At 34.2% G+C, this 20,944-nt stretch carries 22 protein-coding genes; 14 read left to right on the plus strand and 8 right to left on the minus strand.

The annotated features are described in order from the left end of the window. The first annotated feature begins 735 nt into the window (after positions 1-735). Complete coding sequence (locus ENO17_02755; protein ID HER23956.1) at positions 736-1,698, plus strand: hypothetical protein; 963 nt, start codon at positions 736-738, stop codon at positions 1,696-1,698. 207 nt (positions 1,699-1,905) lie between these two features. On the opposite strand, the gene ENO17_02760 is transcribed toward ENO17_02755, so the two are convergent. Next, positions 1,906-2,316, minus strand: a complete 411-nt coding sequence (locus ENO17_02760; GenBank protein ID HER23957.1) for a hypothetical protein — start codon at positions 2,314-2,316, stop codon at positions 1,906-1,908. Positions 2,317-2,616: 300 nt separating this feature from the next. On the opposite strand from ENO17_02760, the gene ENO17_02765 reads away from it, so the two are divergent. From ENO17_02765 to ENO17_02795, 7 genes are all read left to right on the plus strand, one after another. Beyond that, entirely contained in the window at positions 2,617-3,093 is a 477-nt protein-coding gene (locus ENO17_02765) for an MGMT family protein (GenBank protein HER23958.1), read from the plus strand. A gap of 104 nt (positions 3,094-3,197) precedes the next feature. Continuing rightward, positions 3,198-3,386: a hypothetical protein gene (locus ENO17_02770; GenBank protein HER23959.1), complete on the plus strand. Its 189-nt coding sequence runs from the start codon at positions 3,198-3,200 to the stop codon at positions 3,384-3,386. 2 nt (positions 3,387-3,388) lie between these two features. Further along, positions 3,389-4,639: a DUF1343 domain-containing protein gene (locus tag ENO17_02775; protein HER23960.1), complete on the plus strand. Its 1,251-nt coding sequence runs from the start codon at positions 3,389-3,391 to the stop codon at positions 4,637-4,639. Positions 4,640-4,694: 55 nt separating this feature from the next. Further along, positions 4,695-5,261 carry a YbjQ family protein gene (locus ENO17_02780; GenBank protein ID HER23961.1) on the plus strand — a complete coding sequence of 189 codons (567 nt, stop codon included), beginning with the start codon at positions 4,695-4,697 and terminating at the stop codon, positions 5,259-5,261. A 41-nt stretch (positions 5,262-5,302) separates the two neighbouring features. Beyond that, positions 5,303-6,109 (plus strand): TatD family deoxyribonuclease, encoded by an 807-nt coding sequence (locus ENO17_02785; protein ID HER23962.1) that lies wholly within the window; start codon positions 5,303-5,305, stop codon positions 6,107-6,109. A 12-nt stretch (positions 6,110-6,121) separates the two neighbouring features. Then, the gene (locus ENO17_02790) at positions 6,122-7,339 is read left to right on the plus strand and encodes a hypothetical protein (protein HER23963.1); all 1,218 of its coding nucleotides are present in this window, start codon (positions 6,122-6,124) and stop codon (positions 7,337-7,339) included. Beyond that, positions 7,336-8,466, plus strand: a complete 1,131-nt coding sequence (locus tag ENO17_02795) for a hypothetical protein (GenBank protein HER23964.1) — start codon at positions 7,336-7,338, stop codon at positions 8,464-8,466. The genes ENO17_02790 and ENO17_02795 overlap by 4 nt, the downstream gene beginning before the upstream one ends. Positions 8,467-8,559: 93 nt before the next feature. Here the strand turns inward: ENO17_02795 and ENO17_02800 are convergent, their stop codons facing one another. From ENO17_02800 to ENO17_02830, 7 genes are all read right to left on the minus strand, one after another. Continuing rightward, positions 8,560-9,912: a sodium-dependent transporter gene (locus tag ENO17_02800; protein ID HER23965.1), complete on the minus strand. Its 1,353-nt coding sequence runs from the start codon at positions 9,910-9,912 to the stop codon at positions 8,560-8,562. 440 nt (positions 9,913-10,352) lie between these two features. Beyond that, positions 10,353-11,054, minus strand: a complete 702-nt coding sequence (locus ENO17_02805; GenBank protein HER23966.1) for an ABC transporter ATP-binding protein — start codon at positions 11,052-11,054, stop codon at positions 10,353-10,355. Continuing rightward, the gene (locus ENO17_02810) at positions 11,038-11,820 is read right to left on the minus strand and encodes an ABC transporter ATP-binding protein (GenBank protein ID HER23967.1); all 783 of its coding nucleotides are present in this window, start codon (positions 11,818-11,820) and stop codon (positions 11,038-11,040) included. The genes ENO17_02805 and ENO17_02810 overlap by 17 nt, the downstream gene beginning before the upstream one ends. After that, entirely contained in the window at positions 11,821-12,747 is a 927-nt protein-coding gene (locus ENO17_02815; GenBank protein HER23968.1) for a branched-chain amino acid ABC transporter permease, read from the minus strand. It lies immediately after the preceding gene. A 142-nt stretch (positions 12,748-12,889) separates the two neighbouring features. Then, a complete protein-coding gene (locus ENO17_02820; protein ID HER23969.1) occupies positions 12,890-13,954 on the minus strand; it encodes a branched-chain amino acid ABC transporter permease in 1,065 nt (354 codons plus the stop codon). 132 nt (positions 13,955-14,086) lie between these two features. Then, a complete protein-coding gene (locus tag ENO17_02825; GenBank protein HER23970.1) occupies positions 14,087-15,226 on the minus strand; it encodes an ABC transporter substrate-binding protein in 1,140 nt (379 codons plus the stop codon). 434 nt (positions 15,227-15,660) lie between these two features. Beyond that, positions 15,661-16,227 carry a hypothetical protein gene (locus ENO17_02830; protein HER23971.1) on the minus strand — a complete coding sequence of 189 codons (567 nt, stop codon included), beginning with the start codon at positions 16,225-16,227 and terminating at the stop codon, positions 15,661-15,663. A 420-nt stretch (positions 16,228-16,647) separates the two neighbouring features. On the opposite strand from ENO17_02830, the gene ENO17_02835 reads away from it, so the two are divergent. The 6 genes from ENO17_02835 (at position 16,648) to ENO17_02860 (ending at position 20,789) form a co-directional block, all read left to right on the plus strand. Further along, the gene (locus tag ENO17_02835; protein HER23972.1) at positions 16,648-16,938 is read left to right on the plus strand and encodes an acylphosphatase; all 291 of its coding nucleotides are present in this window, start codon (positions 16,648-16,650) and stop codon (positions 16,936-16,938) included. Positions 16,939-17,109: 171 nt separating this feature from the next. After that, positions 17,110-17,355, plus strand: a complete 246-nt coding sequence (locus tag ENO17_02840) for a hypothetical protein (GenBank protein ID HER23973.1) — start codon at positions 17,110-17,112, stop codon at positions 17,353-17,355. A 66-nt stretch (positions 17,356-17,421) separates the two neighbouring features. After that, the gene (locus tag ENO17_02845; protein HER23974.1) at positions 17,422-17,838 is read left to right on the plus strand and encodes a hypothetical protein; all 417 of its coding nucleotides are present in this window, start codon (positions 17,422-17,424) and stop codon (positions 17,836-17,838) included. Between the two features lie 361 nt (positions 17,839-18,199). Then, the gene (gene nifS, locus ENO17_02850; GenBank protein HER23975.1) at positions 18,200-19,378 is read left to right on the plus strand and encodes a cysteine desulfurase NifS; all 1,179 of its coding nucleotides are present in this window, start codon (positions 18,200-18,202) and stop codon (positions 19,376-19,378) included. A gap of 224 nt (positions 19,379-19,602) precedes the next feature. Beyond that, positions 19,603-19,989 carry a Fe-S cluster assembly scaffold protein NifU gene (nifU, locus tag ENO17_02855; GenBank protein ID HER23976.1) on the plus strand — a complete coding sequence of 129 codons (387 nt, stop codon included), beginning with the start codon at positions 19,603-19,605 and terminating at the stop codon, positions 19,987-19,989. 80 nt (positions 19,990-20,069) lie between these two features. Next, positions 20,070-20,789 (plus strand): cytochrome c biogenesis protein CcdA, encoded by a 720-nt coding sequence (locus ENO17_02860; protein ID HER23977.1) that lies wholly within the window; start codon positions 20,070-20,072, stop codon positions 20,787-20,789. Positions 20,790-20,944 lie beyond the last annotated feature (155 nt).

Genomic DNA, 20,944 nt, shown 5'->3' on the forward strand with positions numbered 1-20,944 from the left:
AGCTAGAATAAAATATGTATATGAAAAGAATATTGATAAAATGAATTATTTCATTGAAATTATTCAAAAATATGAACCTAATAATTATGATGCCCATTTACTGAAGGCAATTTATTTTTTCTTAAAAAGTAGGGATATAGAAAGTGCGTTAAATGAAATTAATATAGCAAAGAGTAAAAAAGACGCTACTTGGTTGTATAGTAAAGCTTTTTTATTGGCATATCACGGGAATGATTTGGCGCAAGTTTATCATGTTTATCAACAAGCATTCAAGGGTTCCGCAGCATTGATTGTTCCAATTGAAGTTGAAGAATTTATCCTAAATATTTTAGAAAGGAAAGGAGAAAAGATTCAATTATGGTATTGCTTGGGATTAATAAACTTTTTTAAAAAAGAAGATTATTTATTGGCTAATGAGTATTTTGAAAAATTTGTTAGTTTAGCTAAGAAAAAAAATCTTTTTCTAAATTATGTTATTCATGCTCAAAATTATTTTGCAAAAATTAAAATAAATTTAAAAAAGAATAAATAAAAATATGGATAAGGATAAATAGTTAAAATCGTTATTTTCTCCGATAAGAATGGAGCAGAGAGTTAAGATAAGGGATCAAGCTCTATAAATTCACATTTCTACGTTTATAATTCTGTGAACTCGTGAAATCTGACTCCAGATCATCATTGGAAAATATTATTAAAATAAAGTTAGAGGATTCTCATAAATTAGGAGTAGTCAAATTGAAAAAAATTAGTTGTTTTGTGGCATGTGCTTTTGGAAAAGAAGATGTAGATAAAATTTATCAGAATGCTGTACTTCCAGTTCTCAAATCAATGGAAATAAGGCCATACAGGGTTGACCAAATCGAACACAACGATGATATAGATAATAAAATTATCGAACTAATCTCAAAATGCGATATTTGTATTGCTGATTTAACATATGCGCGCCCATCTGTATATTATGAAGCAGGCTATTTCAAAGGTCTTGGAAAATCTGTGATATTTATTGCCCGAAAAGACCACTTTTTACCCAAAGCAGAAGATGTTTATGGTAATTTTAAGGTACATTTTGACTTGCAAATGAAAAATATAATTCCATGGAGTTCAACAAGCAGAATTGATACTTTTAAGAGAAAATTATTATCGCGGTTAAAATTTATCTCAAAACCATTGATGCAAAGAATCGAAAAAGAGCGCAAACAAGAGAAAAGCCGATTAGATTTTTCAAGATTGTCTCAAAAAGAGAAGCAAATAAAAATCGAAACGCATCTACTAAAATATTTAAAAAAAAGATCTTGGGCTGGAAACAAATTAAATATAAGCAGTTATGATTATATGCCAGGTATTGATAAATTTTATTCGAAAACCCTCAATGAATCTAAAAAATATATATTTTTATTTATTACATTGTCTGCTACAAAAGAGTTTTTGAATTACATAGAAACAATGAATTGGCTTCGAATAGGTCATTTGGAATTTTTCAAACAAGTTAATCGAAACATTTTATTTATAAGTATCCGCAAAGTTCCTAAGAGCAGGTTAGAAGATATGTATCCAGAAGCTATACCTACAGCAAATGGAAAAGTATTGGAATTTTCTAGGCAAAATAATGTAAAGGTTAGGTACTTATTCATTTCAAATATCAAATCAATAGAAGAGTTCAATAAAGAGCTTGAAATTATATTTCAAGAACTAATCTAGAAATTTAGCTATGCCTGTGGTAAGGGCTTACCATCTCACTAATTCGATAACTTTTTCTAATTTTTTTGAGAATAAGATTAGAAATTAACCTTAGCAACTTCACATTTCTACGTTTTAGATTTTGTAAACTCGTGAAGCCTGAACCCAGGAATTGCCGTAAAAAAGAAGTTAGGTCAAATGTCGAGACCTAACTCCTTTTTTCCTTTCTTATTCTTCCTCAAAATATTTTTTTACTTTTGCTACAATCTGCGGTTCAGTTAATTTATCGGTTGTCTCAATATCGGAGATCTTGTCTAAAAGAATATTATTTTTTTCTATCTTTTTCTTTAACTCAAATTTTGCTTCACCCGGACCAAAAATATAGATTTGTTTTGCGTCTTTAAGTAAATCAATAATATGTTGAAAATAGATATTAAGATGTTTTATATAGCGAAAATCTCTTTTGCTTTCTGAAGTAGCACTTTGTATGCCCCAGGGCGTATTAGATCGGGAACCACCTTTTAGTCGAAATCGTCCTTCTATATCTGATTCTACATTGGTAACCTTGTGGCTTCCATCTATCAAACTGACAATAATAGCTTTTTCATGATCGACCCATAAACCAAATAATTTTTCCATTTTCATTCCTCCTGATATTCATATCTGGAAAAAGAAAATATTTATACTATAAGCTCGGAGAATACTCCAAAATAAAACGTGTTAGGGGACAGTGATTGATACTCTGTAATTAATCAACTAATCTGATATAATTATATCACCAAAAGAGGTGCTTGATGATAAAATTTGGTCAACAAATGATAGTTAAAGGATAGAGGTTACTATAGAAGGTCTTTTTCTTTAACTAAGAGTAGGAGATGATTAGTGCTTTTATTATTATACAAAGAGAAATTCGATAAATTAAACTTTGGAGGGTAAAATATGTCTTACAAACGCAAATCTTGGCAAGAAAAATTAGAAGATAGTAAGAATTTTCCTAAAATATTGAAATTTGATCCTAAATTTCCTTGTGGAAAAGCATTGGTAAAAATGGGTGCTCAACCGGGTGATAGCGTTGTTCTTGCTCCAGCATTAGAAGTAAATGAGATAATGAAAAAAGTACCAAAAGGTAAACTCATTACTTTAAATGAGATTTGTAAAAAATTAGCACAAAAATATAAGACAAAATATTGTTGTACCCTGACTACAGGCATATTCATCATGACTGCGGCTAACGCGGCGGAGGAAACTAAAAATAATGTTCCTTACTGGCGCACTGTTAAAAACAATTACGAACTAAATGAAAAATATCCCCATGGCGTGGAAAGACAGAAAGAGCTGCTGGAGATAGAAGGACATACCATTATTAAAAAAGGTAAGAAATATTATGTACAAGAAACTAAATTGGGATTTAAATGAAGAAATGACTAAACTGATAGCTGGCAACATATGAGTTTTTCTGTTATATTAGTAGATAATATAGCCTAATAAGTTAAAGTTTAAAAGAGAAAGGAACGGTTTATATGAATACTTTAGGTTGGATAATAACTGCGATAATATGTATCTATATTGCTGTATGTTTTGGCAAGATAGCAGCCAAACACGGAAAGAACCCGATTCTTTTTGGGGTACTATCTATTATTTCGCCGATAAACCTGATTATTTTAGGTTACTGGGCATTCTCAGATTTTGAAAGCCAGAAAAAAGCATGAGTATGAGTAAGAAAAAAATAAGGAGAATATTTTACTTACTATTCCTTGTAGTAATTGCCCTAAGCTTTTCAGCTGTAGAGAAAGGTTATACAAGGGCAGCGATAAAATTAGGCAATGAGGTATTATTGGAAAGCTATCATTATCTTATTGACGGGAAGAAAGTAGGGTTAGTTACCAATCAAACAGGTGTGGATAGCCGGGGGATTAGTTTTATCGATATTTTAGCTGCTACCGAAGGCACTAAACTGGTCGCTCTTTATGCTCCCGAGCATGGAATCGACGGAACAATTAGAGCAGGTGCGTGGGTGGAGTCCTACATACACCCCCGTTTCGGAGTTCCTGTTTACAGTCTCTATGGCAATACCAGGATGCCTACGCAGGCGATGTTGCAGGGAATCGATGTACTTCTTTTTGATATTCAGGATATTGGTGCTCGTAGTTATACTTATATGTCCACGCTCCAGTACTGCCTGGTAGCTGCGGAGAAGTATAACAAACAGTTAATTGTTCTCGACCGCCCTAATCCCCTGGGAGGGATGATCGTGGAAGGTCCTGTGCTGGAAGACCCTTATAAATCTTTTATGGGAGTGGACAACCTGCCTATGGCTCACGGCATGACCGCCGGGGAGCTCGCCCTTTTCTTTAATCGTCATATCGGGGCAGATCTCACTATTGTTCCCATGGAAGATTACCATCGGAATATGGTTTTCCTGGATACTGGCTTACCTTTTATTCAAACTTCTCCTAACATTCCCGATCTTAGCTCCCTTTATGGTTATATGGTGACCGGTTTGGGAGAGGGGACAGGTGTTTTTCAAGCGGAGAAATTCTGCTGGGTTGGCGGGAAAGGTCTCGATGCCATCCGTTTTGCCGAAATGCTCAACGGGGCGGGATTACCCGGAGTGCTTTTTACTCCGGAAGTACGTGGGACGGCGGGGGGTGTCCGTCTGGAGGTCCGTGATCCTTACTCCTTTAATCCGGCGAAGAGTGGTATTTATGCACTGGCCTACGCTTTTATGCTGGGAGATTTTAAGGTTCCTAAGAGTACATCAAACAGTGTTGTTACCTTCGACAAAATAATGGGAACTGATAAGATCGGCTGCTACCTGGAAGAGGGGCTCACACCACAGCAGATCGTTGCCTGCTATACCCCCGCATTGAAGAGTTTTAGGCAGGAGCGGGAACATTATCTTCTTCCTCAATACGAGCCAAGTAACAGCGTGATGATTAGTGAAGTACCCACCAGCAATTAGAAGACTATAGCTTTTGGAACCTATAAAAAATATTCTCTATAAGGAGGTAGAAATCATGAGATTTTTTCGATTGATTGGTTCACTTGCTTTTGTAATTGGACTCTTTACTGCTATCTTTGTAGGAGGGCTTTGGCATATATATCAGGAGCCTTCCTTGCCGTGGTGGCTGAAGATTTCTATTTATTGTCTTTTAGGAGGTATCCTGCTGGTTTTACTAACAGTAGCCCTTGAACAGAAAAAGAGCAAAGCTCAGGAAGAAGAATTAGCAAGTTGTGAGGCACAAACTAGTATATTGCTTCAGAATTCTGCAGAAGTACCGGGTAGTGAGATTACTAAGAATTTAGGTTTGGTCAAAGGACATACTATCTTTGCCATTTGGATTGGAAGGGATTTATCTGCTATAGTGAGACTTGTTCTTGGTGGTGAGTTGATTGAGTATACCGAGATGATGGGAAAAGCTCGCATAGTAGCTTCGAACCGTATGATAGCTCAGGCAGAAGAACTGGGAGCAGATGCCATTATTAATGTGCGTTTTGTGACGACCAGCGTTATAGGCAGTGCAGCCGAACTTTTAGCCTATGGTACAGCGGTCAAACTAAGTAAATTAAAGACAAAAGTATAAATATTTGGAAATAGCTAATCGAATTGATAAATAACTAAAAGATTGGTAAAATAACAAACAAAAGAACAGAGGAAGTGATTAGGGTAAGCATATTTTTTATAGAGACCCATACCCACCTTGATTTAATAAAGAGGAATGCCCAGGAAGTAATACAAGAAGCAGCAGAAAATAAAGTAACTAAAATGGTTACCATAGGTATTGATTTGGAATCCAGTAAAGTTGCCCTGGAATTTACTTCTCGTTTTGAAGGAGTGTATGCAGCGGTAGGTTTTCATCCTCATGAAGCAAAATTTTTAGACGCAGAAAACTTTGAGGAATTAGAGAAATTAGCTAAGAAGGATAAGGTGGTGGCTATTGGCGAAACAGGTTTGGATTATTATTGGAAACACAGTCCCTTGCCCTGTCAGTTTAATTCTTTTAAGAAACAGATCAATCTAGCTAGGAAATTAAATTTACCTCTTGTTATCCACGACCGTGAAGCCCATCAGGACATCTTGAAACTTCTAGCTGAGGAAACCAAAGGAATAAAAATACTCTTGCATTGTTTTTCCGGAGATTTAAATATGGCAAAAATATGCAGGGAACGAGGTTATTATCTCGGAATAGGAGGAGTAGTAACATTTAGCAATGCAGTTAAGTTAAGAGATATAGTGAAAGAAGTACCGTTGGAAAATTTAGTTTTAGAAACTGACTCACCTTATTTAACTCCACATCCTTTTCGAGGGAAACCTAATGAACCGAAGTATATTCCTTTGATTGCCGAAAAGATTGCAGAAATAAAAGGAGTATCTTTAGAGAGAGTTGCCGAAATTACTTCATTAAATGCTCAGGAATTTTTTGAAATTTGAAGGAGAGAAATATTGACCAAAAGAATGTATTATCAAGATTCTTACTTAAAAGAATTTAAAGCCAAAATATTAAAGAAGGTTAAAATAAACAATCATCCGGCAGTTATTTTGGATAAAACCGCTTTTTATCCTACTTCAGGGGGTCAACCCTACGATAAAGGAGTAATCCAGGATATTCCTGTGGTTGAAGTAGTAGAAGAAGGCGATATGATAATTCATATTTTAAAAAAAGAACTAAAAGATAATATAAATTCCGAAGTAGTAGGAAAAATAGATTGGAAGAGAAGATTTGATCACATGCAGCAACACTTAGGGCAGCATATCCTATCTGGAGCTCTAATGGAGATGTGGGGAGTTGAAACCCTATCTTTTCATTTAGGAGAAAAAATTTGTACTTTAGATATTGCAAAGGAAAAATTTTCCGAAGAAGAAGCCAAAAAAGCAGAGGAATGTGCTAATAAAATTATCTTTGATAATAGGCTGGTAAATTGTTATTTTGTGGAGGGAGAAGAGGAATTAAAGAGATTGAATTTGAGAAAAGTACCTGAAAAAACAGGAGAAATAAGAATAATTGAAGTGGCAGATTTCGACATTTCTGCCTGTGGAGGAACTCACTGTCGAGCCACCGGAGAAGTGGGGATGATTAAAATTACCAAATGGGAAAAGAGAGGAAACAAAATCCGTCTGGAGTTTATCTGCGGTAAGCGTGCGTGGGAAGATTATTTCCGAAAGAATGAAATAATTAAAGACATTTCGAATAAATTAACTATTAAGGATTCTGAACTGGGAGAAGCAATAGAAAGAATGCTTGAGGAAAAAAAAGAAACCGGGAAGGAATTAAAAAAATATAAAGTAACATTACAGGAATATGAAGCAAATAAATTGATTGAAGAATCTTCTTTAAGAGATAACAGAGTAAAAATTATAAAAAAGATATTCGGGGAAGATAATTTTCAAGAAGTAAGAGAATTAATTCAGAAGATTATTAATTTAGACGAAAATGTAGTAGTATTATCAGGGATTAAAGGCGGAGGGGCGAAGATATTATTTGCCTGCTCCCGGGCTTTGCAATATGATATGAATGGATTAGTAAGGGAAGCAGCAAAATTTATTGAAGGTCAAGGAGGTGGGGCTCCTAATTTTGCGCAAGCCGGAGGGAAGAAAATTGAAGGGCTTGAGAGTGCTCTGAGTTTTGCTTTGGAGCATTTTCAAGAATTTGTTCAAAAATGAGAAAAAACAGAAAATCAATAAATAAATTAATGTTCATATTAGGAGTTATTTTAATAGCCTTTTTACTGCTAAGTTTTTTTTCATTTTCTACTGAGAGAGATATAAACAAGGAAGAGAAATTAGGGAAAAAACTTTCTGAAGATATTGAGAAAAAATATGAAGTAATTGAAGATTTAAGTAAAAATTTATTAATTACTGAGATAGGTAATAAATTGGTTGAAAATTCTGAAATAAAAGAGATGCTATTTCACTTCAGAATATTAAAAGTGGATGGACCTAATGCCTTTTCTATCCCCGGTGGATATATCTACGTGACTTATGATCTTTTTGATCATATCCAATCGGATGATGAGCTCGCCGGTATTTTAGCTCATGAAATTGCCCATATAGTCCACAATCACGCCTTAAAACAAACCAGAGATAATACTAAATATAGTCTACTCACTATTTTAGCTGTTCTTTTAACCGGAGAACCGGATGTAGCTTTATTGGGGAAGTTGACTACTATTACTTTTCTGAATCAGTATAGACGAGAATATGAGGAGGAAGCAGATTTAACTGCTGCAGCGCTATTGATTAGGACAGGATATAACCCGGTAGGTTTTTTAACTTTTTTAGAAAGATTGTATACCAGTGAAATGTTCAAACCTGAATTGAATTTAGGGATATTTCAGACTCACCCCGATACTGAAAACAGGATTAATTATGTAAAAGACATGCTTGTAAAAAAGGGGATAGATATTAATAGGCGAGCTACTACGGATTACCTTAAGGTGAGTTCTAAATATATATTAAAAAATTCCCTTTATACAGGTGTTATCTATATCGATGATATACCGGTGTTAGATTTGATTTATCCTCAGAGAGAAGAAATATTTTCTAAAATAGTCGAAACCAGTCAAAATTTAGATAGATTTCTTAGTATCGATTTAGTTCCTTATGAAATAAATGTTTTGGTAGAGGGAAATAAATCTACACTACTTATTCGGAATAACAGGATAATTTCATTAGATGATAAAGAAACAATTTATTTAGAAAAAAGCGCAGAAGAAGCGTTAAAAGAAACTAGAGAAAAAATAAAACAGGTACTTTGGGAATTCAAACTTTACTTACCCTTTAATCTTTAGGACACTTAGGAAGTTAGATAGATTAATATTTCTTCAAGAATAAAAATACCTGTCCTTCTTGAAGGACAGGTATTTTTATTCTTTTCCTTTAGTTTAAAATTCTGTTATTTTCATTAGGAATACTATGAAAAGAGCAATAGGTGCAACATATTTGACCAAGAAACGATAACCATTTCCCAAGGTAATAGGACCTTTTGAACCCTCGTTCCCTGCTTTAATTGCCTTATCAGTTCCCCAGAACCAACCGATGAAAATAAGAGTTAAGAAACCACCTAAAGGTAGTAATATGTTAGAAGCAACAAAATCAAGCGAATCCAAAATATCTCTTCCGGCAAGAATCTTTACACCCGACCATACTCCTTGACCCAAAGAAGAAGGAACACCTAATAAGAAAATAGTGATTCCCATAATTAGGGTTGCTTTCTTACGGTCCCATTTGATTTCATCAATAAAGTAAGCGCAAACAACTTCGAGGAGCGATATTGCTGAGGTAATCGCAGCAACTGTAAGCAACAGGAAGAATATTATCCCAAAGAGGTGACCAATCGCTCCCATGGAAGCAAAAACAGCTGGAATAGTTATAAAGGTTAATCCTGGTCCAGCTCCCGGTTCTAAACCGAAAGCAAAGACTGCCGGGAAAATCATAAGGCCCGCTAGGAAAGCGATTAGTGTATCAGCTCCGGAAATCCAATAAGAGTCAGTTGGAATATTCGAATCTTTTTTAAGGTAGCTTCCATAAGTTATCATACAACCCATACCCAAACTCAATGAGAAGAAAGCCTGCCCTAAAGCAGCTAAAATTCCCTCTGCAGATAGTTTACTAAAATCCGGATTTAGATAGAAAGCTAATCCTTTGCCTGCTCCGGGGAGGGTTACTGAACGAAGTATTAATATTAAGAGTAATACTACTAAAGAAGGCATGAGGATTCTTGAATATTTTTCGATTCCCTTTTCAATACCTGCCATAACGATTCCTATACAAATGGCCATAAATATGGCATGCCAAACAATAGGTGCAATAGGAGAAGTAATGAAGTTAACAAAAACATTTGCCTGTTCAGTCCCTGCTCCGGCTGCCATATAAGCGCCTGATTTGAAGATATAGGCTACCGCCCATCCACCGATAACTGAATAGTAAGAAAGAATGATAAAACCAGCTAATACTCCCATTGCTCCCACAATCCACCAGGAACTTTTCGGTACTAATTCTTTAAATGCACCCACCGGGTTTTTTCCGGTTAGACGTCCTATCAATAATTCTGAATTCATCACTGGGATACAAATTAAAATGACAAAAAGTAAATAAACAATTACAAAAGCTGCTCCACCATACATTCCCGTAATATATGGGAATTTCCAGATATTTCCCAAACCTACGGCTGAACCGGCAGCTGCGGCGATGAATCCGATTCGTGTTCCCCAGTTTCCCCTTGTTTTATTTTCCATTTAAAAAGCCTCCTTGTTTTTTATTTTTGGAAAATTTTTATGATTGTTTCTTGAATAAAAAAAGTGTAATATTTCACGATATTTCCAAGATAAGCAATTCACTATTTATTCAAGCCACTTCACCCCCTTCTTTTAGATAATCAAATAGTTACAATTTGCGAGCAAATAAAAATATTTCGGTAAAATGAAATTCCAGTATTAAATGACAGGCAAAACAGCAACCGTTTATATATACGACATAAAAATAAAAAATCCTTCTTTTTTTTAAAATAATTTTATATTTATCTAATTCTATAGAAAAAGCAACAAATAAGCAGCAACATAATGAAGAAGAGAAAAATTGTGAAAAAAAGAAGGAATGAAGATAAGACAGATTTAGATTGAAGAATAGTACAATAAATTTTCTAAAATTTTATAGCGTAAATATATTCGGGGTGAAATTATCCTAAATAAGCTTTAATGACTTTGGGATTTTTGGCGACTTCATGCGCAGGACCTTCTAAGATAATATTCCCCGTTTCCAATACATAAGCCCGATGAGCTACTTCTAAAGCCATATGGGCGTTTTGCTCTACTAATAAAATAGTAGTGCCTTCTGCATTTGCCTGCCGTATAACTCGGAATATATCCTGAACTAAGAGGGGAGCTAAGCCCATAGATGGCTCATCTAATAGCATAAGTTTAGCTCGAGCCATTAGGCCACGACCTAAGGCTAACATCTGTTGCTCTCCTCCCGATAAGGTTTCTCCAAATTGAAATTTTCGTTCTTTCAGTAAGGGAAATAAATCATAAACTTTATTTAAATCTTCCTGAATAGCTATTTTATCTCTTCTCCCCCAGGAAGCAAGTTCTAAATTTTCTTGAACTGTTAGAGGCCCAAATATTATTCTTCCTTCCGGGACATGAGCTATGCCTAATTTTACTAAATCGTAGGCCGGTACAGATAATAAATCCTTATTTAAAAAAGTAATGCTTCCACCTTGGGGCTTAAGAAGATTGGAAATGGTGCGTAAAGTAGTTGATTTACCGGCTCCATTTGCCCCAATTAGAGTTACAATTTCACCTTCTTTGACTTCGAAAGAGATGCCCTTGAGGGCGCGAATTGGGCCATAAGATACATCTAAATTATGAATTTTTAACATCTTTTTTTTCTTCTCCCAAATAAGCTCCGATTACCGTTGGATTTTTTTGTATTTCCTGGGGAGTTCCTTCTGCGATCTGTACTCCGAAATCCATTACCATAATTCTTTCACAAATTCCCATTACAAATTGCATATGATGCTCTATTAAAAAAATAGTTAATTGAAAATCTTCTTTTATCTTCTTTACTAATTCCATTAATTTGATAGTTTCATAAGGATTCATTCCGGCTGCCGGTTCGTCAAGTAGAAGTATACTTGGTTTAGTCGCTAAAGCTCGGGCTATTTCTAATTTTCTCTGTTCTCCATAGGGGAGACTTCCAGCGGGATTATTGTAATAAGTATGTAGATCAAAAAGACGCAGCAATTCCAACGCCTGTTTATTCATTTCTTCTTCTTCACGATGATAATTTTCATCTCTTAGTATGCCTGAAAGAATACTGTAATGAGTGCGGAAGTGATAGGCAATTATAATGTTTTCTAAAACAGTTAAGTTTGGAAAAATACGAATATTTTGAAAGGTGCGAACAATCCCTTTTTGAGTAATTTTATGGGAAGGCAGTCCTCCAATATATTCTCCTTGGAAAAAAATCTCTCCGGAGGTAGGAGGATAGATACCGGTAATAACATTAAATACGGTAGTTTTACCTGCACCGTTAGGTCCAATAAGACCAACTAATTCCCCTTTTTTGATTTTAGTATTAAATTTTTCAACGGCTTTTAATCCACCAAAATAGCAGCACATATCTTTTAATTCCAAAATCGTCATTTAATTTACCTCTTTCTTTTTAGGAATTAAAAATGAAAATTCACGATTACCAAAGATGCCATCAGGTTTTCTTAGCATTAATATAATTAAAAATAAGGGGTAAATCACCATTCTCCATTGCTGAAAATTAATAACTCTCAAGAATTCCGGAAGAATAGTAAGACCGGTGGCAGCAATAATAGAACCAGTGATACTTCCCATTCCTCCAGCATAAAGATAGATGAGGTAATCAATTGATTTTATAAAACTAAAATTATCTGGATGGATAAATCTTAAGACATGAGCGAAAAGTCCACCTCCTACTCCAGCGAAAAAAGCACTTATGCTAAAAGCAATGATTTTGTAACGGGTGGTATCGATACCCATTGTCTCTGCTGCAACGTCATTTTCTCTTATAGAAAGACAAGCTCTCCCATGGGTAGAGTAAATGAAATTACGCATAATTATTATGGATAATATTGAGACTGTATACACTATCCAAAATTTGGAAAGATTTGGAATAGAAGATAGTCCCCGAGGTCCACTTATTTTAGCGATAGTGTCCGAAAAGCTTACTAAACCTATTTGGTTTAAAAAGGCAGCAATTTCATCAGAGCTGCGAATAACTGAACGGATTACTTCGCCAAAAGCTAAAGTTACTATCGCTAAATAATCTCCTCTTAATTTTAAGGTGGGAAGTCCGATGAGATATCCGGCAAAGGCGGCTACCAATCCTCCCATAATTAAAGAAAAAATAAAAAGTGCTAATTGAGGGAAATAAGCCATGTTTGCTGCCTTAAATAAAATAGTAGTGAAATAAGCCGAAGTATAAGCCCCGATACACATAAAACCTGCATGACCGATAGAGAATTGGCCGGTAAATCCATTAATCAAATTCAAGCTGACAGTCATCATAATATTAATCAAGGCAAACATTATAATCTGCATGTAGTAACGGGTAAACAGGCGAGGGGCAATAGGAATAGTACCGTTAAATATCTCAAAAAATAAATAAATAAGAGCTGTAATTAATATAAATTTGTAATATTTTTTAATTAAGTAAAAAATATTCTTAATAATTTTCATTAGTTTATACCTTTTCTTTGGTGAATTTACCCAAGAGTCCTGCCGGTCTAAAGACTAAAACTACTATCAGTATTATGAAAGCAATTCCATACCCAAAATTTGAATTAATAGAAGTAGCAAAGGTTTCGGAGATGCCCATTACATAACTTCCCAGCATGGCTCCCGGAATACTGCCAATACCTCCCAAAACAGCCGCAATAAAAGCTTTAAGTCCTGGCCAGATTCCCAGGTAGGGTGATTGCAATTGCCCATAGGTTAGAGCATATAATGTTCCGGAAGCAGCAGCAAGAGAAATTCCTATACCAAAAGTGATGGAGATAATGTTATTTATATTTATGCCCATCATCAGACAAGCATCTTTATTGAAGGCTACCGCCCGCATTGCCTTTCCAATCATAGTTTTCTTGACAACATATTGCAAAGCCATCATAAGAATAATGGTTACCGCAACATCTAAAATCTTTATATTATTAATAGTTATTCCGCTGATGTTAAAAGTTTTTTCGACAATTAATGCGGGGAAGGGGATAAATTTAGGACCAAAAACAATCTTGTTTAGAGGAAAGGGAACATTTTGCGGTGATAGAGCAAAAAAATTCTCCAAAAAAAGAGAAACACCCAAAGCAGTGATCAAGGCCGCTAATCTAGGTTTAAACCTTAAAGGTTTGTAAGCAATTTTTTCAATAATCATTCCCAACAGAGCGGTTACGGTCATAGAAAAAATCAATACGATTATAAAAGGAAAACCAACGTTGTGGGCAATTAGATAATTACCCAAGAAACAAGAGATATAGGCGCCAAACATAAAAAGGTCGCCATGGGCAAAATTAATCAACTTGATAATGCCATAGATCATAGTATAGCCTAAAGCTATCAGAGCATAAATGCTTCCCAACTGGATTCCATTTACCAACTGTTGAAAAAAGGACTGAAATCCAAAAGATAATATATATAAAAGCAAAAAGATCAGGATAATAACGGAAATAAAAGTATATTTTGCCCAATTAGGTAGTTTTTCATAGGTTAATATTTTTTTGTTTAAAGAGGAAGAAATTTGTTTTTTGGTCATCTTTATCCTATTTGTATTATAAAATTATTTTTATTATTGCTTTATATAATACAACAGGACATTGCAAAAAGCAATGTCCTGTTGTAGAAAATAATCTAATATCCAAAAAAAATTTTGGATCGGTTCATATTTTTACGGTTGGACAAATTTTTGGAAAACGAATTTGCCGTTTTCCACTTTGATTACCGCCGCCTTTTTAATAGGATCACCATATTCGTCAAAAGTGATTTGACCAGAAACACATTCTAAATTAGTTGCAGCAATAGCGTCTCTTAGGTCTGCTTTATTCAAAGAACCAGTTCTGTTCAGGGAGTCGATTAGGATTAAAGCAGCATCATAAGCTAAAGTAGCTAAGGCATCCGGAGTTGCTCCGTAAGTTTCTGCATATTTTTTTACAAAGTTCTGCACAATGGGTCTGGGGTCTTCGGGTGAATAATGGTTGCAGAAATATCCGCCTTCTACTGCCTCTCCACCTAATTTAGGAAATTCTGCTGAATCCCATCCATCTGCTCCCACAAAAGGAACGGTTATTCCTAAACCTCGAGCTTGTTTTGCCATCAAAGCTGCAGCAGAGTAATAGGCGTCTAAAAAGATTACGTCCGGATTAGCTGCTTTTATATTAGTTAATTGTGCAGAGAAATCAGTAGTTTTATCTTCATCAGTAAATGATTCGTAAGCAACTACTTTACCGCCTAATTTTTCAAAACTTTCTCTAAAAGCTTCAGCTAATCCCTTAGTGTAATCATTGGCATTATCGAAGATTACTGCAGCAGTTTTTGCTTTTAAATCGTTAGTGCAAAAAGTTGCCACTACTGCACCCTGGAAAGGATCAAGAAAGCAAGATCGGAAAATATAGTCACCGGTTCTGGTAACTTGAACAGCAGTTGAAGTAGGACTAATGACCGGAACGCCAGCATCTTGCGCAATAGGTGCACCGGCTAAGGTACATTTACTCATTACCGAGCCAAGAATGGCTACTACTTCATCTTGGTCAATAAGCTTTCGAAAGGCATTAGCTGCTGCTTCGGGAGAACCCTGGTCATCTTCAAAAATGTAACGAATTAAATATTTTTCTCCCCCGATATCAATACCGCCTTTATCATTTACTTCTTGAAAGGCTAATACACAACCATTTCGAGTAGAAGCACCATAAGTAGCGGCACCACCTGTAAGGCAAGCTACTCCACCAATTTTAATTATTTTGGCTGAAGCAACTGAAACAGAAAATAAAAAACATACTAAAATTAATAAAATTAACAATTTCTTATTCATTATTTTACCTCTCTTTTACTATTTAATTTTAATGACTCCAAGTAGAAACAAAACACGTATTTATTCTCCTATCATCACCTCCCGCATTAAATAAGTCTATACGTAAGTTCTGAATTGTAGATTACCTGTAATTTAAATTTTTTTGTATAAAAAAACCTGAAGGATTAGTTCTAAATTATGGAACCTATCCTTCAGGCTTTTTTCCTAAAAGTGTGGCATTTATTAATAAATGCTTTGTACCGCTCGGTCCAGACTTCTTTAAAAAACGGAACCCTAGGTACACTCCCAATATACTATTTAATTTTTAAGAAATATTACCATGCATGATAGTAATTGTCAAGTATTTCAGGTTAGTTTTTTGCTTTTATGAAAGAGTTGGGTTAAGTTTTGTTTATTTTAGCAAGTGATAAATATTATAAATATATATCCATTTATTATTGTATTTGAAATGGTATAGGAGTAAAAGACAAGATACAAAAAACTATAGCACATATTCCCCATATTTTTCTTTTTTTATCTAAAGGAGTACGATCATCCAATGGCGGAGGGTGATTAAATCCAAATATAAGGAGTAAGATAAATAATAGTGTCCACGATGGATTAACAAATATACAGATAACACCTAAAATACCCAAGGTAATATAGTAAGCAATTTTACTATTTTTACCGAATAAAGAATAAATAATGTGTCCGCCATCTAACTGTCCAACAGGAAGGAGATTTAAAGCGGTTACAAACAATCCTACCCAGCCTGCATAAGCTATAGGATGCAAAATTACGTCTTGCCCTTTCGGAAGATGTCCAAAAATAATTTTCTCAATAAAAGAGAACAGTATAGAACTTCCTAAAGGTATGACTGGTCCTTCGATTTCAGAAATTACTGCCACTTCTGATAGTTTAAGACCGATTATTATAGTGGGGATAGTTAGAACTAAACCCACAAAAGGTCCAGCCAATCCGATATCGAATAAAGCTTTACGATCGGGCATGGTTCCTTTCATTTTGATAATTGCTCCTAAAGTACCAAAAGGAGAAAGAGGGAAGGGAATAAAAAAGGGAAGAGTGACTCCCACTCCGTATCTTTTACTAATAAAAAAATGACCTAATTCGTGAGCGAGTAGAATGGTAACTAGGAATAAGGCATACCAAATACCACCCACAAAAAAGCAAGAAATTATAGTTAGAAGAAATAAGATTATATTTAAAATTAATCTTCACCTCTTTATGCTGCTTTATTTTATATGAATTATTATATCTTAATTTTCCTTATGTATAAAGCCAAAATATTTGCATTGAGTATCGAGTAAAAAAAGAGAAGTTTTAGAAAAAACTAAGGTAGAATAAAAATTAAAATCAGATTATTCTTTTATTTTTTTCATTTTGGAGTAAAATAGTAATATAAATAAAGGGATATTACAAGTATGGATAGAAGTATAAAAAAAGTAAGAGCGCATCTTCTAATTTCTGGCAGAGTACAAGGAGTAGCTTTTCGTTATTATACCAGGGATATCGCTCAAAGTTTAGAAATCACAGGATGGGTAAAGAATTGTTGGGATGGTAAGGTAGAGCTGATAATAGAAGGAGAAGAAGATAGAGTTAATGAGCTAATAAATTGGTGCCATCAAGGACCAAAAAGTGCGATTGTAGAAAAAGTGGAAGTAGAATGGGAAGAAGAAAAGGGGGAATTCAATTCTTTCAGTATCAGGGCGTAATAAAAACTTCAGATTAATAATAAAAAATAGCAAATTTACTTCAAATGATTAGGTATTATATTAGAAAATAGAAATTACAAAGAGACAACAATATTAAAAATATTTTTCAATACAACATTTTTTATAATAGGTAATGCATAAAAGTGGTGTAAATAGGAATAAAGCTAAAATATGTTTGAGAAAGGAGAAAATAAAATGTGGATTATTTTAGGAGGGATAGCAGCTATAATTTTGGGATTATTAGGATTAATCAAATGGTGGTTATTGTTTCTAAAAGCTTTAGCAGCATTGGTACCTTTTATCCTATTGATGGGTGGAATATTTGCAATAATTATTGGTATAAGTTCTGTTAAAGAGAGAGCAGAAGAAAAAAGAGAAGAAGCTGCCGAACAATCTACAGAAAGCGATAAATCCTAGGTTGAAACAATAATAAAAATAGGGAAATTTATATCGAAAAGTTAAAATTATAAAGGATTTTAAAAAGTGAGCAAAAATTTTACGCCTAAGCTCAAGAAACCAAAGTTTAAGGAAGATTTAAAAATTGTCATCATTATATTAATAATGATATCGGTTTTTTACGCGTTGATTTATTTAGGAGTAGATAAAATACTAACTACAGCAATTGTTGCTTTATTGGGAATTTTCATGGAGGCAATTGTACAAGTTTTTTCTCAAGTCATATTTATCATTCAATCAATTCCTTATATAGGTCCAATTATTGCCAAAGTAATCGTTTGGCCTTTCTTTATTACTATCAATGCAGTAGCTTATCTGGTTACTTTGACATTAATTAGAGTCAAGGGTTATAAACAAGTAGCTAATGCCCGAGTAGTGACGACTGTTTTTCTCGTTGGAATATTAGTGGGATTCATTTTAGGACGAATGATTAAGTTCATATAAATTAGTATTGAGAAAATAATGAGTTAATCGGTTATTTGTTTACCCAGTTAGCTGATTAAAGGAATAGTAACCAGTAGAAAAAAAACGAATTCCTATCTTATATCTTGTAAATCCTGACTCCTTAAAAGAATAATATAGTATACAGTAGTACGATGTATGGTGCTCACAGTAAATGGAAAATAAACAAGAATAGAGAGATGTAGCTGGGAAATTTATTGAGCGAATTGCCAAAGAATACACTAAAGGGAAAGCATGAAAATAATAAAAAACTTAATTAAGAAAAGTTGACAAAAATACTCATATATAATATAATTTTTTCACCATGATATTTGCGTGACCGTAAAAGGAGGAAAATGGTTATATGAAAAAAATTTATATGGATCATGCAGCCACCACCCCTACTGATGTAGGGGTAGTGAAAGTGATGGAACCTTATTTCAATTTAAAATATGGAAATCCTAATAGCATATATTCCTTTGGACAGGAAGCAAGAATGGCAGTAGAAGAAGCCAGGGGGAAGGTAGCTCATTTAATCGGAGCAAACCCTTCGGAGATTATTTTCACCGCAGGAGGGACAGAAGCGGATAATCACGCTATAAAAGGAATAGCTTGGGCTAATCAAAAAAAGGGGAATCATATCATTACTTCGAAGATAGAGCACCACGCTGTACTTCATTCATGTCAGTTTTTAGAGAAACAAGGCTTTAAAGTTACTTACTTACCAGTGGATAAATATGGTCTGATAGACTCTGATGATGTGGAGAGGGCGATTACAGACAAGACTATACTGGTAACCATTATGCATGCGAACAACGAGATTGGTACCATCGAACCGATTAAGGAAATAAGTAAAGTAGTAAAAAAAGCAGGAATATATTTTCATACTGATTCGGTTCAAACTGCCGGACATATTCCTATAGATGTAAATGATTTAGGGGTAGATATGTTATCGATGTCCGGACATAAATTTTATGGTCCTAACGGAATAGGAGTATTGTATCTAAAGAAAGGAACGAAGATCACCAGTTTTATAGATGGTGGTGCTCAGGAAAACAATAAAAGAGCCGGTACAGAAAATGTAGCAGGAATAGTCGGATTAGGTAAAGCTGCTGAGTTGGCAAAAGAAAGGCTAAATCAAAATAGAGAGAAGGAAATCGAAATATTAAGAAATAAATTAACTCAAGGTATTTTGAAGAATATAGAAAATGTTCGTCTAAACGGCCATCCAACTAATAGATTACCTGGAAACGCTAATTTTTGTTTTGAATTTATTGAAGGGGAGTCAATGTTGTTAAGCTTGGATATGGAAGGAGTTGCTGCTTCCAGTGGTTCAGCTTGCACTTCTGGTTCATTAGAACCATCTCATGTGTTATTAGCTATCGGACTTCCTCCGGAAATAGCTCATGGTTCTTTAAGGTTAACTTTAGGAAAAGATAATACAGAGAAAGAAGTAAATTATTTATTAGATATTCTACCCGGGATTATTAATAAATTAAGGGTACTCTCTCCATTTAATGGTGATTGGGAAGGACTAAGTTAGTACAAGTATATAGTATTTGATATATAATGAAGAAAAGAAAAGATAGTGTTTAGGAGATAGGGGCTCGTGGAAGTAAAATAAAATACAATAAACTGTAAACTCATAACTGAAAACTTGAATACTAATGTAATCGTTCAATTAATGGGTTGGTAGATTTTGAAGTATTAAATTGTGGTTTTGGTTTTTCACTTAATTAGTATAAGAAGGAGAGTAGCCGTATGAGTATGTATAGTGAAAAAGTAATGGAGCATTTTAGAAACCCTCATAATGTAGGAGAGATTAAAGATGCAGACGGTATTGGAGAAGTAGGAAATCCTGTTTGTGGGGATATCATGAAAATTTATATAAGAGTAAAAGATAACAAGATAATAGATTGTAAATTTAAAACTTTTGGATGCGGTGCAGCTATTGCTACCAGCAGTATGATTACCGAAATGGTCAAGGGGAAAGAGATTGGTGAAGCTTTAAAAATTTCTAATAAAGCTGTTGCTGAAGCCTTAGGCGGACTTCCACCCATTAAAATGCATTGTTCTAATTTAGCGGCAGATGGATTATCTAAAGCTATTGAAGATTATAAACAAAAGGCAAGGGATAAGAAAGAAAAACAATAAGCCAAAAATAATCATAAATAATCACTAACTAATAAATATTTATTATTTGCTAAAGTTTAGTTTGTAGAGGTACTTATAAAATGACAACGTTAAGCGTGAATGAGGTTTCCTTGGTGGCTGCTTTTATAGCTGGTCTTTTTTCATTCGTTTCTCCTTGTGTTTTACCCCTGGTGCCGGGGTATATTTCCTTTATTTCAGGAATATCTTTAGAGGACATAGAAAAAAGAAAAAAACAAAATAAGAATACCATTATTATAAGCTCTTTATTTTTTATTTTTGGGTTTTCTTTGATATTTATTCTTTTAGGCGCTACTGCTACTTTTTTAGGCAGTTTTTTATTAGAAAAGGCTTTTATTTTAAAGAAAGTAGGAGGAATTATAATTATAATTTTCGGGATACATATGTCAGGTTTGTATAGAATACAATTTTTAGATTATGAGAAAAGGGTTTATAATAAGACTAGACCAGTTAACATTATTGTAGGCCCCTTTTTAATGGGATTGGCTTTTGCTTTTGGCTGGACTCCCTGCGTGGGACCTATTTTAGCGGGAATATTGATTTATGCTGGGACTCAAGAGACGGTCTATCAGGGTATTATATTACTCACTATTTATTCAGCCGGTTTAGGAATCCCTTTTTTATTAACTGCTCTGGCTATCAATAAGTTTTATTCCTTTTCTAGTAAAATTAAAAAGCACTTTAAAATTATTGAGTTGGTTGGAGGGATTTTACTGATGCTGATCGGTGGTTTGATCCTTACTGATAATTTTCAAAGGATAGTAGCCTATTTCATTAGATAAAAAGTAATTTACTTAAAAATATTAAATTGGGTGAAATTTGCAAAGCGATAAGAAAATAAATTTATATAAAGATTAAAGAGGTTTAAAGTAAAGATGAAGATTTTTTCTACAAAAAGAGATAAAATATTAATTTTAATCATTCTACTAGTTATAAT

Source organism: Candidatus Atribacteria bacterium, from assembly GCA_011056645.1.
GTDB classification, from domain to species: Bacteria; Atribacterota; Phoenicimicrobiia; order Phoenicimicrobiales; family Phoenicimicrobiaceae; genus Sediminicultor; species Sediminicultor quartus.

Bases quoted from the DNA above. Each gene is read 5' to 3' on its own strand.
- ENO17_02830 (HER23971.1), bottom strand. From the start codon at position 16,227: ATGAAAGGAACCATGCCCGATCGTAAAGCTTTATTCGATATCGGATTG.
- ENO17_02805 (HER23966.1), bottom strand. From the start codon at position 11,054: ATGTTAAAAATTCATAATTTAGATGTATCTTATGGCCCAATTCGCGCC.
- ENO17_02810 (HER23967.1), bottom strand. From the start codon at position 11,820: ATGACGATTTTGGAATTAAAAGATATGTGCTGCTATTTTGGTGGATTA.
- ENO17_02800 (HER23965.1), bottom strand. From the start codon at position 9,912: ATGGAAAATAAAACAAGGGGAAACTGGGGAACACGAATCGGATTCATC.
- ENO17_02795 (HER23964.1), top strand. From the start codon at position 7,336: ATGAGAAAAAACAGAAAATCAATAAATAAATTAATGTTCATATTAGGA.
- ENO17_02825 (HER23970.1), bottom strand. From the start codon at position 15,226: ATGAATAAGAAATTGTTAATTTTATTAATTTTAGTATGTTTTTTATTT.
- ENO17_02840 (HER23973.1), top strand. From the start codon at position 17,110: ATGTTTGAGAAAGGAGAAAATAAAATGTGGATTATTTTAGGAGGGATA.
- nifS (HER23975.1), top strand. From the start codon at position 18,200: ATGAAAAAAATTTATATGGATCATGCAGCCACCACCCCTACTGATGTA.
- ENO17_02760 (HER23957.1), bottom strand. From the start codon at position 2,316: ATGGAAAAATTATTTGGTTTATGGGTCGATCATGAAAAAGCTATTATT.
- ENO17_02765 (HER23958.1), top strand. From the start codon at position 2,617: ATGTCTTACAAACGCAAATCTTGGCAAGAAAAATTAGAAGATAGTAAG.
- ENO17_02860 (HER23977.1), top strand. From the start codon at position 20,070: ATGACAACGTTAAGCGTGAATGAGGTTTCCTTGGTGGCTGCTTTTATA.
- ENO17_02770 (HER23959.1), top strand. From the start codon at position 3,198: ATGAATACTTTAGGTTGGATAATAACTGCGATAATATGTATCTATATT.
- ENO17_02815 (HER23968.1), bottom strand. From the start codon at position 12,747: ATGCAGATTATAATGTTTGCCTTGATTAATATTATGATGACTGTCAGC.
- ENO17_02835 (HER23972.1), top strand. From the start codon at position 16,648: ATGGATAGAAGTATAAAAAAAGTAAGAGCGCATCTTCTAATTTCTGGC.
- ENO17_02775 (HER23960.1), top strand. From the start codon at position 3,389: ATGAGTAAGAAAAAAATAAGGAGAATATTTTACTTACTATTCCTTGTA.
- ENO17_02780 (HER23961.1), top strand. From the start codon at position 4,695: ATGAGATTTTTTCGATTGATTGGTTCACTTGCTTTTGTAATTGGACTC.
- nifU (HER23976.1), top strand. From the start codon at position 19,603: ATGTATAGTGAAAAAGTAATGGAGCATTTTAGAAACCCTCATAATGTA.
- ENO17_02820 (HER23969.1), bottom strand. From the start codon at position 13,954: ATGACCAAAAAACAAATTTCTTCCTCTTTAAACAAAAAAATATTAACC.